The organism is Paenibacillus germinis (assembly GCF_013141785.1).
GTDB lineage: Bacteria > Bacillota > Bacilli > Paenibacillales > NBRC-103111 > Paenibacillus_E > Paenibacillus_E phytorum.
In genome coordinates this window covers 49,110-63,277 of the sequence record NZ_WHOC01000068.1, presented here as the reverse complement: position 1 = coordinate 63,277, position 14,168 = coordinate 49,110, and the positions used below count along the sequence as shown (strand labels likewise).

The 14,168-nt window shown below is 44.6% G+C and carries 8 protein-coding genes; 6 read left to right on the top strand and 2 right to left on the bottom strand.

The annotated features are described in order from the left end of the window. Positions 1-17 precede the first annotated feature (17 nt). Positions 18-422: a CBS domain-containing protein gene (locus GC102_RS12390; protein ID WP_171689813.1), complete on the bottom strand. Its 405-nt coding sequence runs from the start codon at positions 420-422 to the stop codon at positions 18-20. Positions 423-534: 112 nt separating this feature from the next. After that, positions 535-702: a hypothetical protein gene (locus tag GC102_RS12385; protein ID WP_171689812.1), complete on the bottom strand. Its 168-nt coding sequence runs from the start codon at positions 700-702 to the stop codon at positions 535-537. A gap of 433 nt (positions 703-1,135) precedes the next feature. Between GC102_RS12385 and GC102_RS12380 the strand changes: the two genes are divergently transcribed. From GC102_RS12380 to GC102_RS12355, 6 genes are all read left to right on the top strand, one after another. Beyond that, complete coding sequence (locus tag GC102_RS12380) at positions 1,136-3,325, top strand: family 78 glycoside hydrolase catalytic domain (RefSeq protein WP_171689811.1); 2,190 nt, start codon at positions 1,136-1,138, stop codon at positions 3,323-3,325. Positions 3,326-3,359: 34 nt separating this feature from the next. Continuing rightward, entirely contained in the window at positions 3,360-5,612 is a 2,253-nt protein-coding gene (locus tag GC102_RS12375) for an AraC family transcriptional regulator (RefSeq protein WP_171689810.1), read from the top strand. Between the two features lie 236 nt (positions 5,613-5,848). Further along, positions 5,849-6,739: an ABC transporter permease gene (locus tag GC102_RS12370; RefSeq protein WP_171689809.1), complete on the top strand. Its 891-nt coding sequence runs from the start codon at positions 5,849-5,851 to the stop codon at positions 6,737-6,739. A gap of 15 nt (positions 6,740-6,754) precedes the next feature. Beyond that, positions 6,755-7,630 carry a carbohydrate ABC transporter permease gene (locus tag GC102_RS12365; RefSeq protein ID WP_171689808.1) on the top strand — a complete coding sequence of 292 codons (876 nt, stop codon included), beginning with the start codon at positions 6,755-6,757 and terminating at the stop codon, positions 7,628-7,630. 114 nt (positions 7,631-7,744) lie between these two features. Further along, positions 7,745-9,415 (top strand): extracellular solute-binding protein, encoded by a 1,671-nt coding sequence (locus GC102_RS12360; protein WP_171689807.1) that lies wholly within the window; start codon positions 7,745-7,747, stop codon positions 9,413-9,415. A 92-nt stretch (positions 9,416-9,507) separates the two neighbouring features. Beyond that, positions 9,508-14,025 carry a beta-galactosidase gene (locus GC102_RS12355; RefSeq protein ID WP_171689806.1) on the top strand — a complete coding sequence of 1,506 codons (4,518 nt, stop codon included), beginning with the start codon at positions 9,508-9,510 and terminating at the stop codon, positions 14,023-14,025. Positions 14,026-14,168 lie beyond the last annotated feature (143 nt).

Genomic DNA, 14,168 nt, shown 5'->3' with positions numbered 1-14,168 from the left:
GTAGTGGCAGGGGTTTATCAATCGGTTATGTTTCTCATATAATATTCAATAATATCTTTCCGGCGAATAATTCCTATGAAAATATTTTCGTCATCTACAACCGGAACAAAATTTTGATCGGCTGCTAGCGCCAGCATATCCTCCATGTATGCATTAATTGAAACGGACTCATTATGAATATGCTTCTCGATTTCGCTCACTGGCACTTGATGGATATTATCAAAATGAATCCCAGGTGTATTCTTTAACGTCCATAATAGGTCACCTTCCGACAATGTACCTACATATTTCCCGTCACTATCCACAAGGGGAAGTGCCGTGTAATAGTGATTTTCTAATTCCTCTAAGGCTTCTCGCATGGAAGCTGACGATGTGATAAAGGCAACCTTGTCTTTGGGTAATAGAAAAGAGGCTATTTTCATCGTTATAAACTCCTTTTCTCTGAAATTTCAATTAATTATATGTTAATTAAAACATAAATGTCTTACAAAGGCATTGAAAGATGTTACCAATTAATCAGGAGACACCAGTTTCTTAATAAATGATTTCATCCAAAACTTGCGTTAGCCTAACCAGATCCTCCCTAATATCCCGGCAAGACCTACTGATCATACTCAACTCTCTCCAGCCTTCCTCTATCTCGACAATCATCAGGTCAATATCTCCATTAGTGATCTTTCTTTCATCCATATTGGTCAGCATGCGATGCTCCTTTAATCATGATAATTGTTTCAATATTATAAGTTTCGTTATGTTGTTCACGAATGAGGGTGTAGAAGAGAGTCGAATAATGAATGGGCATTATATGGAATTGCAAGTCAAGAAATATTAGAGTTCATGCCGGTGTACCATCGAGCTCCTATAGAGTTGACTTTGGCTGTTGAAACCCATATTGTGGAATCGGAAGCATAAAGAGATGGATGAAGCTGAATCAGAGACGCATCGCGAGGATTTGCAGCATCATGACGGTTCTTTTTTACATGATGGTTCTTTTTTATTTGAGAATATTGTTGATCGAGGGAAAATGAACGATTGTTCTACCTCACTTTTCAGTTGTACAGTTGGATCGCAGGAGAATTTTAGTTCTTCAGTTAAACTACAAATATTCGAATTTAACTTTAGGGGAGAGATAATATTGTCTAAGCATTGGCAAGCACGTTGGATAACGGATACACCGTTTAGATCGATGGAACCATTGGATCTATTTCATAAAGAAATGGATGCAGCTGAATCAGTGACGCATCGCGAGGATTTGCAGCATCATCATTGGCTTGTGAGGACCACAGATCATCTGGCGTCTATTGATCTTGAAAGCGTTCCCTTGTATATGAACATCACGGCAGACGATTATTACAAACTCTATTTAAATGGTCATTTTGTTGTTCAAGGCCCGGCTCAAAACGATGCTGGCCATTATTATTACAATCGGATGGATGTTAGTCCCTTTCTCCAAGAGGGGAACAATGTCATCGCTGTCCATGTATATTACCAAGGACTAGTTAATCGGGCATATAACAGCGGCGATTACAGGCAGGGGCTTATCGCAGAGCTGACAGCAGGCGACCGTGTTCTCGTAAAAACCGATGAGACTTGGCGAGCTAAACGAGCAAAAGAATACATAAAAGGGGATACATTTGGTTATTCCACTCAATTTGTAGAACATATCGATGCCCGAAAGTCGGAGAAAGGCTGGAAGGAGCTTTCCTTTGATGATTCCGCTTGGCTTCACGTCCACACGAACGATCAAGCGGACTATTCGCTCGTGGAGCAGCCGACACCGGTTTTGTCGGTTTATGAGAAGAAGCCGCATAGCGTAGAAAGAAAGGCTCCCGGTCATTACTTGATTGATTTTGGCGAGGAAATCACTGGCCAGTTTACAATGGATGCGGAAGGGGAAGCAGGAGCGGAAATCGAAATCCGCTGCGGGGAAGAACTGGAAGAGGATGGACAAGCGGTCAGATTTAACATGCGCTGCAACTGTACTTATCAAGATCGTTGGACGCTATCCGGGGATAACGATAAATTGGACCTTTACGATTACAAAGGCTTTCGATACGTGGAAGTGTTCGGTCCTGAACAAGCGATTCGTCCGGATTCGTTTCAAGCGATCGTCAGACACTATCCTCTGGATGAAGAAAGCTGCCGCTTTCAAAGCTCGGATGAACGGATGAACCGTATTTTTCAAATCTGTAAAAACGGTGTCAAATATGGTTCGCAAGAAAACTTTGTTGACTGTCCGACCCGGGAAAAAGGACAATATTTGGGCGATAATACGGTGATCGGGCATGCTCACATGCTCCTCAGCGGCGATCTACGATTGTATAAGAAGGCAATTGAGCAATTTGCTCTTAGTTCCTCTACGTGCCCTGGTCTCATGTCAGTAGTTCCAGGGAGCTTTATGCAGGAGATTGCTGACTTTTCACTTCAGTGGCCGCTGCAGCTGCTGGAATATTATCGATACAGCGGGGATCTTACCTTTTTGCGGGACATGTATCCTTATGCGGAGGAACTGCTTCGTCATTTTCAAGCCTACGATCGAGGCGACGGATTGTTACACGAAATCACCGATAAGTGGAATTTAGTTGATTGGCCTAAGGAACTGCGCGATGAATACGATTTTGAACTTACGAAGCCAGTAGGTCCTGGCTGCCATAACGTGGTTAATGCGTTTTATCTTGGCTGCATCCAAGCAGTGAATGAGATACGTGATTTGCTTGGCATTTCTTACGAGGATGATCTTCCACGGTTAAAAAAACGCTTTATCGAAGTTTTTTATGATCCTACCCACCGTTTATTTACAGATGCGGAAGGAAGCAGACATCATGCGCTGCATGCCATTGTGCTGCCATTGCTGTTTGATCTAGCTCCGGAGGAATCCGTTACATCCATTGTAGATCAAATTCGCGAGAAAAGATTTTCGTGCGGCGTGTACTTTTCCTATTTTGTCCTAAAAGCTTTGGCGAGAGTTGGAGAGCATGCGTTGATTTACGAGCTTATGAGCTCCGAAGATGAACATTCTTGGGGAAATATGCTGAAAGAAGGGGCTACGACTTGTTTTGAGGCCTGGGGGAAAGACCAAAAGTGGAATACCAGTCTTTGTCACCCTTGGGCAAGCGCTCCTGTACCCTTGCTGATCGAGGAAATCATCGGACTGAAACCATCCAAACCAGGGTGGAAGGAGATTTCATTTTCACCAAAAATTCCGGCACAATGGGAGCATTTTACGCTAGAAGTCCGCGTCCCTTCTGGCATGATTCGGCTTGCATACAACCATGGACAGTGGGATGAGGATTTCCCGCAACAAGTACGGGTGATCAGACACTGACCATAAAAAGTATTTGAAAAAAGGAGAGTAAACGATGATAAAGAATATCTCGCTGAACAAGACATGGTTTCGTCGTCTCCTGTTTTCCTATGTAACGATTTTCCTTTTTATTGTGCCTCTCCTCATGTTTATCCTGTTGATGGCATTCAGTGAGTTGTCACGAAAAACCGCAGTCGAATCGAATACAATTTTCACCAAGCAAGTGCTCCAATCCGTAGACAATCAGATGAAGCTGATCGATAACACGATTACGAATGAGATCGCCAGCGATGATACGCTATTGGGTTTTTTTAATCCTGCCTTGCGCAGCGATCGATATTATTCGGGCTATATGTCGTCTGTAAAAGTGAAAAGTCTCATGGCAACGATGCCTCTCATCGATTCGATCTATTTATACAGGCTGTCGGACGATACGGTGCAGACGCCATACTCCGTTTCTAAGCTAGCTGCATTTAACGATAAACAATTGATTGTGGAAGCATTGAAGCAATCCGGGTTAAATCATCTATGGACAGATGTGCGGCAAGGTTACACGGAGCAAGGCGAACCCACCGAATTCGTATCGTTAGTGCGATATGTCCCATTGAATTCCGGTAATGACGGTCTAATCGTTGTCAATGTGCAGCTTCAAGCGATTGCCCATTTTGTTCAAACACTGACGCCGGAAAATTCCAATCATCTCAGCCTTTATGACCGCAAGGGTACGCCTATTTATGGTGGTAGTCATGGGAACGATTCCCTAATGACGGAGATGCACTCCGATTATTCCGAATGGGCCATTTCCAGCAGTGTGGCGAATGGTAATTTGTTTCGTCTTGTCTCCGCGATATCTAAATATTGGATATTCGTTTGTGCGATTTTCTTTAGTATTGGTGTTTTATGGATTGTTGTGGTTACCCGACGGAACTATAAGCCTGTAGAAACGATCATACAGCGTATCCAATTATTCTCCCAGCAAAAAAGCGCCGAGCTGTTTCGTAAAGGCAATCAAGATGAATTTAAGTTCATTGATACTGCCTTGGTGAATTTGATGGAGCAGTCAAATGCCTATCAGAAGCAGCACGAGGAAGATTTGATTTTTAAGCGAAAGCATTTCTTTTTCGAATGGATTGAAGGGAATCGTCCCTTGAAGTATGAAGAGTGGCAGCAGGAGATGGAGAGTCTCGGAATGCCTTGCGATTTTGACTCGTTATGTGTAAGTGTGCTCGAAATTAATAAATACAGTAAATTCGCTAGTCTTTATTCCGATCATGATCAAAATTTGCTTAAATTCGTTTTGTCCAACGTAGTAAAGGAAATCGCAAGTGGCCTAAATGTAACCATATGGACCGAGTGGACGTCCAAGGATCAATTGACTTTGCTGCACTTGGTCCAGAAAGTATCGCCTGAGAGTAAGCCCGAGCAGATGGCGAGTGATATTGCGAATGACCTGATGCAATGGGTGAAGACCAACCTTGATTTCAATATTACGATGGGCATAGGCTCAGGCGTCGATCGCATAGAGCTTGTACATTACGCCTACGTCGAAGCCTTGGAAGCACTTCAATACAAACCTTCACTAGGTGAGGATAGTGTGATCTGTTATTGGCAGATTAAGCCCGAGGGTAAGCAGCAGTCGCTCGATCTGCTCGAATATATTCGTGAGATTGCCTTTTCATTACGAACGGGAGAAGGCGATTGGCAGGGCAGCTTCGCACAACTTTTCGATGGCATTCGAGCCGGTCTGTATGCGCGTAAGGAATTGGACAACTTAATGAGCTACATGATATTTTTTCTTGATAAAGAGTTTACGGATCTACCGGCGGAAGTGCAAAAAATATGGTCAAACGGCGTGCAGGATAAACTGCAACAAGCGGTAGACGACTGGGACACCGTGGACGAACTACAGATTATGTTGAGAAGTGTTCTTACGGAAACAACAGAAGCAATAGCGACGTTGCGCGAGATGAGCAGCAATTATATGCTTATCCGCAAAATTAAATTGTATATGGAGGAACATTACCAAAATCCGGATCTATCATTGCTTCATTTAAGCGATGTGTTCCATGTGCATATGAAAAGCATTAGTCGTACGTTTAAAGAAGAAATTGGCGAGAATTTTATTGATTATTTGACGCGAATTCGTACGGAGCACGCGAAAGAGCTTTTGGTTCAAACCGAACATTCCATACAAGAGATTACGGTCAGAATCGGATATCTGCATCCGAACACGTTCATTCGATCATTTAAAAAGCTGGTTGGTCAAACCCCAGGAGACTTTCGGAAGACTGCTCAAGTGAAATCATAAAGATGAACTTTGTTGATTGGTGTTTTTTTGTTGATTAATAGGATTTGGATTGCCTTAGAATCGGATTCACTGGTGAAAAAGCCAGGGATGACGGTTCTTTTTTTATTTGCGAATATTGTTGATCAAGGGAAAATGAACGATTGTTCTACCTCACTTTTCAGTTGTACAGTTGGATTGCAGGCTACAACAAAGAAAGAGGGAACGATATGAAAGCAATAGACCGAAGGGGAGTCGACATGAAGAGATTAAGGGAGAATATTCCACTTCTCCTTATGTTCATACCCGTCATTTTATTTTACTTAATCTTCAAATACGCGCCAATGGCTGGACTGATCATTGCCTTTAAAGATTACAACTTTTTTGATGGGGTGTTTCACAGTCCTTGGGTTGGACTTGATAATTTTCAAAAGCTGTTCAATAACGAAAATTCGTTAAAAATTATCCGAAACACGCTTCTACTTAGCAGTCTAAATATATTCGTGGGGTTTCCATTCCCTATTCTATTAGCTATTCTTTTGAACGAAGTGAGAAAAATGTGGTTCAAGAAGATCGTTCAAACGCTTGTTTATTTACCTTACTTTTATTCATGGATTATTGTCGGTGGGATCGTCTTTAGTATTTTTGGAATCGAAGGAAGCTGGTTAAGTCATTGGATGACCCTTTTTAACATTGAACCATTTCCGTTCTTATACAATATCAAATCATGGATCACCATCTTTGTTGGTGCAGGAATATGGAAAGATATGGGTTTTAATGCCATCATCTATATGGCGGCAATGACGACAATCGACCCGTCGCTGTACGAATCAGCAAGTATGGATGGGGCTAATAAATGGAAACAGATTATTCATATTACAATTCCTGGAATTGCGCCGACCATCATTTTGCTCTTTATTCTTTCTATGGGACGCGTGATGGAAGTCGGATTTGACCCCATTTATGTCTTACAAAATGCTGCGGTGAACGACGTTTCGGATGTAATCAGCACGTATATTTATCGCGTTGGACTGCAAGGCGCGCAATTTAGCTTAACTACAGCAATGGGAATGTTTGAATCAGTCGTCGCTTTAATTCTACTGCTTTCTGTCAATTGGATTGCACGTCGCTTTCAGAAGGGTCTATTTTAGAAAGGAGGAATCGAGATGCGTGCATCCAATGGAGATAAAATTTTCTACATCACGAACTATATTATTCTAGCCTTAATTGCCTGCTCAAGCTTGTTTCCACTTCTGCATTTGATTGCGCTTTCCATTAGCAGTTCGTCTGCTATCGAAACCGGGAAAGTAAATCTATGGCCCATCGGCTTCACCTGGGATACGTTTAACGTTTTGATCGAGGGAACACCACTCATTCGATCATTCAGCAACAGTGCTCTGATCACGTTCGTAGGTGTTGCGTTATGTATGCTCACCACAATTATGGCCGCATATCCTTTATCGCGTCCCAACTTTTATGCACGACGTTTCTTTACGCTTTCGATGATCTTTACGATGATCTTTACAGGAGGCATTATCCCTACTTTTCTGGTTATTCAAAGTTTGGGACTAGTTAACTCCTATTGGGCTCTTTGGCTGCCTGGTTTAGTAAGTACGTATAACATGCTTCTACTACGTACGTATTTCGAGAACATCCCGTCAGAAATTGACGATGCGGCACGCATGGATGGCTGCAGCGAAGTACGTCTTCTACTTCAAGTTGTATTGCCCATTTCTATGCCTGTTCTCGCGACATTGACGCTTTTTTATGGTGTTGCGTACTGGAATATTTTTATGAGTATGCTGATTTACATCAACGATACGGATAAGCACAACTTAACCGTGCTCGTACAGCAAATGATTCAAAGCCAGAACATACTGCAGCAAACCATGATGGTGCAGCCTGACGACCAGGTTCATGTGGTAGAGGAAGGAATCAAAGCTGCAGGCGTGATCGTCATGATTACCCCGATGTTGGTGGTTTATCCATTTTTACAAAAATACTTTGTCAAAGGCGTTATGCTTGGTTCCGTGAAAGGCTAAGGGAAGCATGAGAGCGATAAGGAGGTGGTGTTACAAAGAGAAATATGGTTCCCAAAGATTCGATGAGGTAAGCTTAAGCAAACAAATAACGAATTCAAAAGGGGTTTATCAAACATGAAAAAATGGTTTGCGACATCACTAACGATGGCATTATCGACTTCAATGGTTCTAACGGCATGCAGTACGAAACCTACCGTACAACCGAGTTCCTCTGCTAATTCAACAACCCCAACAGCATCAACAACTCCAGCTAAGAAAGGAGATATCTCCGTATCGGTTTATGACCGTGGAAATATTCCTGCTGCAGAAGGAACATTAGAAGATAATCGTTGGACAAAATTTGTTAATGAAAACGGCCCTGCGAATGTCAAATATGTGCCAATTCCGCGCAACGATGCGGCACAAAAATTCAATGTGCTGTTTGCTTCGGGATCGGCGCCTGACATTATTAACGAGTTTGATCCGAATATACTTAACCCGCTCATCGATCAGAAGCAGCTTATGCCGCTAAATGACCTGATCGAGAAGAACAGCGTTGAATACAAGAAGGTGCTTCAGGATTATCCCGCATTGAAGAAAGTCGCGACCAGTCCCGACGGGAAGATGTACAAAGTTGGACGGGTACTGGAATCAGTTCCAAGTTATGCGGTCTTCGTTCGTGCAGATTGGTTGAAAAAATTAAATCTGGACGTTCCGAAAACGACCGAGGATTTGTATAAAGTAGCAAAAGCGTTTGCGGAGCAAGACCCTGACGGCAATGGAAAGAAGGACACATACGGAATGGCATTGAGTTTTCGTTCGGAGTTTGCGATCGATATGATGTTCGGGAACCCTGTTGAACTGTATGGTCTTGTAAACGATCAACCGAGCCGTGCATTTGAACATGCGAAATTGGCAACGGAGTTCAAAAAACGCTTGTTTGATGAGGGGCTAATCGATAAAGACTTCGTGAATGACAAAAATGGGGCAAAGGCCAAACAAGACTTTTTAAATGGCAAGATGGGTATTTACCCGACTTTTGTAGGAAATTGGTTCGAATCGACAGTAACGGATATACAAACCTTGAAAAAGGCTGTCCCAGAAGCTGATGTGATTCCTATCGCACTGCCAAAAAGTCCAGTAGGTGAATTTATTCCGGACGTACAAAGCCCAGTGCAAATGACAACTGCGATTAATGCAAAGACTAAAGACCCGGTTGCAGCGATCAAATACATCGACTTTATCAATCGTGTCTCGACGGGTACCAGCCTGCTTTTCGGATTGGAAGGCACGCATTATAAGAAGGATGCAAACGGATGTCCGCAAATCATCGATCCGAATAAAACGAAAGCAGAAGTTAGCTGGGCGGGCGACTACGCTCATTTCTATTCCCGTTTGCTGCTCGGGAAGTGTGCGTTCTTACAAAATCAATTCAATCCTGAGATTCCGGAACAAAAAGCCGCACTTGACATGTTCAAAAAAGCCGAGTCCTTATATCTCGATTCGACTAAAAAATACCGTTTCGTCACCTTGCAAGAGCTGATACCTTCTTTCCCCAAAGATATGCAAACGTCATTTAACACCGTCAAAAAGCAAATTACGGATACATGGTTGAAAGCAGTCTTAAGCGGGGATAAATATTCGGTTGATCAAGCCTTTAAGGACGTTCAGACTTCATGGGATAAAGCGGGCGGCAAACAAATGGACGACTTCATAATCGAGTGGTATAAAACCAATAAGGACAGCAGTTTCATGATGAAAGATTTATGGGAGACCGTTGCCAAACAAGCACAAATGAAGAAGTAAGCAACGCGCTTGTATTACACGATGGGGGCCGTTATACGAATTTGCGGTCCTCAGCTTTACTTTATCCATGCATGAATACGAGGAGGGGGATTATGAGGAAGTTTAAGAAATTTGTTTGTGTTTTGGGGCTATTATTTTTTATGGTAATTGGTGCACGCGCCGCTCATGCAGCGGTTATACAGCAGCTGCCGGTTTCGAATCCGGGATTTGAAACGCTGACTGTAACGAACGGAGTTTACAGTCCGAAAGATTGGAAGACGTGGTGGTGGAGCGGGCCGGTAAACAATCCATCGATTTCGGCAGCGAATTATACGGAGAATGAAAAAAGTGGCGGCCAGCGCTCCGTATTTATCAGCAGTGTCAGCACGGGATACGCGGGGTGGGTATCGAATCCCATAACGCTTCCTTCGAATATGATGTCGTTTCGAATTTCTGCCAAACTGAAGACATCGGAGGATTATTCGGGAAACAAACCGCGTTTATGGGTTTCCTTCCAGAACAACGGGACTTTTTTAGGGTCCTACACGACGGATCAGACAGAGGGGGCGTCACTTGCGGATTGGACGGAGGTGTCGTTTACCGTCGACCGAAGCCAATTTCCGGCTGGCACCAATACGCTTGTGCTGAACCTGTCGACAACCAGCATAAATACGGCGACACCAGCAAGCGGCAAACTTTACTACGATGATGTGAGGGTGGAGGCGTCGGATGAACCGATTCCGGTTGTTCAGCAATTGCCTGTTTCGAATCCGGGCTTTGAGACATTGACCGTAACGAATGGCGTTAACAGTCCAAAAGATTGGAAAACGTGGTGGTGGAACGGATCAGCGAACAATCCGCCGGTTTCGGCGGCGAATTATACAGAGAATGATAAAAGTGGCGGTCTGCGCTCGGTGTATGTCAACAGTGTCAGCAGCGGATACGCCGGATGGGTGTCGAGTCCCATAACGCTTCCTTCGAATATGACATCGTTCCGAATAACAACCAAGCTGAAGGCGTCGCAAGATTATTCGGGCAATAAAGCGCGTTTGTGGGTCTCCTTCCAGAACAACGGAACGTTCTTAGGGTCCTACACGACGGATAAAACGGAGGGGTTGTCGCTTACGGATTGGACGGAGGTGTCGTTTACTGTGGATCGAAGCCAATTTCCAGCCGGCACCAACACGCTTGTACTGAATTTGACGACCACCAGCATAAATGCTGCGACACCGGCCAGCGGCAGACTTTACTTTGATGATGTGAAGGCGGAAGCGTCGAATCAATCGCTGGGACCCGTTGTTTTTACGTTGAAAGGAAGTAAATTTGCTAGCTGGTGGAATCTAGGGGACCCAGTAGTGTATCAATTGAACGCCGGAGCAGTAGCGAGTTCCGTTAATACCATTATTGGTAGCGTTTACAATTCTGATAACGAATTGATAGCACAAGTACCTGTATCGAGACAGACATTTCTCGATCAAGGCTGGAGCTGGACGCCTTCGGAGCCGGGGTACTACGAAATTGCTTTTGCGTATCAACAGAATGGTTCTACGGATTTAACGGATCTGCCCGTCAAATATACGTATTCACAGACGGATCTGACTACGTTTTCGCGTGAGAGATATTCATTGGTAGTAAGTAAGGGGCCAACGAAGCCAATATCGCAAAGATGGCCGACCATGGGCTTTAGCTATCAGCTTTCGGAAGGCGAGAATGCCATGAAACTAGCTGATTTAGTGGGATTTCGCTTTGCGCGGATTCATGCAGTGCCATGGGGATCGCAGTTCCGCGATACGAGCTGGGCGATTGAACCGTCACGCGGTGTTTATGATTGGTCGAGATTCGATGACCAAGTCAACAAGCTGACAAGTTACGGTTTCGATCTGACTGGAAATCTGTTATACACGCCGCAGTGGGCGTCGCCGCATCCGGAGCAAACGCAGGCGAATATTAGTGTACCGGCATATTCCGCTTATGCTCCTGTGGATATGAAGGACTGGGAAGATTTTGTTCGTGCCGTCGTTACCCGGTACGATACTCGGATTAAGACGTGGGAAGTATGGAATGAGCCCAATTTGCCGGGGTTGAGCGTGTTTTGGCTGGATTCGACGGAACGTTTCGTTGAGCTGTTGAAAACGGCGTATCAGACAATTAAAGAGGAGCAGCCGGATTCAGATGTATGGATTGGAGGACTTGCAGGACGCAACTATTTGTCATTTTATAAAGAGCTGCTCAGCTTGGGCGGAGCGTCCTATTTTGATAAGCTCTCGCTGCATGGTTACCTGCCAGATCCTCGCGAATTCCAGCGTATAGATCAGGCTTTTGGAATCGCATCCAAGCAGTGGGCTGATTCGGAGAGTCATGCGATTCTGGTCAATTCGAATTCAGTAACAGGCACAGTGCCTACGGAATCTGAGATCGCTAAGCGGATGATCGTTGACTTCCTGTCGCAGCTCAAATGGGGAACGCAAAAAATTGCCTTATTTCATATGTTGAATTTATCGGAGATGGAAACTTTATCTTATGCCAAGAGCACAGGAACTGTAACGCACGCATCGGGTTTATTCCGCTCTAAGCCGCGAGTGGAGCCGAGACTCGCAGCGTCAGTAGCCCATCATTTTCTCGATCTTGCTGGCCAATCGCTCGTTTATAAAGGGGAGTACGTTCTCCAGGACGGACAAAAAGCAGTTGTAATTGACAACGACGGAACCCGGCTCATAGGTTTGTGGACTGACGCATCCTCCGAAGCTCCGATCGATGCGCGTCTAGCGGCTGCTTTCACGGGAGAGACCCTCGTTACGGACTGGGAGGGCAAAACGCAAAGTGCCAATAACCTACTTAACATACATCCTGGCAAGGTATATTGGATAAGTAATGCGGATAGCGCAGCATTAGCGCTACTACCGATCTCAGAGCCGTTTTTGATCTCGGATTTCGACCGTAATACGAATAATATTATTGTCCCTGAGTCGAAGGGAACCAGTGGAGAACTGTTCAATCCTGCCACATTAGAAGTCGCTGACCATGCTGTTTGGACTACCGATAATTGGGCGTATAAAGCAGCTGCCCAGTCGACGAAACCAGCGGATTTTGACGCTTCGTTTGCGGCGGGGTATTCGGATAGCGGGCTAGACCTGATCGTTCGCGTGAAGGATGGGACATTTGTTCAGGATAATCCACTCGGAAGCTTCTGGAAAGGGGACAGCGTACAGTTCGCGATTGACACATTCGGACAGGGATTTACGGGAGATCAGGTGGAGTTCCAGGCAGCACTGACACCGCAAGGCCCAGTGCTTTATAAACAATCGGTGCCTTATGTTGGCGGCAATTTACCGACCAATTGGACACCGGGTAACAGCGTAGCACAGTACGCGTCCCTAAAGGTAGATCAAACGGTCCCCAATGAAACGACTTATTATATCCATGTGAATTCTTCTGAATTGTATCCATATGTACATGATCCGAAAAATCCACTGCGACTGTCTGTGCTGGTCAACGACAATAACGGAAGCGGTCGGCTTGGATGGCTTGAGTGGAGCAGCGGGATTGGCAGTGATAAAAATCCGGCGAAATATGGAAAAGTGTGGATGTTGAATGGGCTAGTTGTTGAAGCGGCTCAAACGAATATGACGGAGGGACAAACACAGACTCTGGGTGCCCACGGACTGACGGCAAGCGGGTTTGTAGATTTATCTGGCAAAGCTGCGTGGCATTCATCCGATCCATCAACCGTAACTGTGGATACTTATGGCGTAGTGAAGGCAATTGGGGAAGGCAGAGCGATCATTCAAGCATCGTACGGTCCCTTCGTCGGCAGCATAGAGATAACGGTAGATAATACGGCGCCAACTGCAACAGTGGCCTATAGCGGGCTAAACGCACAAGGTGTAATTGCCACAATCACACCGAGCGAATCGGTAACGATTACGAATAATGGGGGTTCAAGCAGCTACACATTCATCTTTAACGGCAGCTTTACTTTCGAATTCGTCGACGCAGCAGGAAATCACGGAACGGCAACGGCAACTGTGAACAATATTGCAGCAAAAAGTAAAGCTAAACCGGGTACAGTGATACTATCCGATGACAATGGGTATGATACCGGGCTTCTAGACGGTACATACAATGTGACGATGAACATGTGGTATGGAGAAAACGGTAGAATCTATAAGCTTTACGAGAATGATGTATTAATGGATACGCAAATTCTCACTGACAATTCACCATCAGCTCAATCCACCGTAACATCCATTACCTACAAGCAGAATGGGATTTATCGTTACTATGCAGAGCTTACTAATGCATTCGGCACAACAACGAGCGCTACGCACGTGGTAACGGTAACGAAAGCAGCGCCAGAAAAACCGGTTCTGTCGGGCGATAACTGGGATGGCGACGGCAACTTTAATGTCAGCATGAACATGTGGTGGGGTACGAATGGCGGGACGTACAATTTATATGAGAACGGTATTCTCATCTATACAGAAGTACTGATCAATCATACACCGAATGCCCAATCATCCGTAAAGACTATAGCGAATAGAGCCAAAGGCAACTATGAGTATCGAGCTGAGCTCGTTAACTATGCTGGAGCCACATCCAGCGATAAGATGATTGTAAAAGTAACTAAGTAAGCTTGGTATAGGAAAAATAAAAAACGGAGTACGCGTAGCATACGCGACTCCGTTTTTTGATGAATTCAGTCTTTTTGTTTTATGTGGCAGTAATAAGAATCCGGGTAATCAATCTGATCTTGCATTAAATATAACCCTGTATA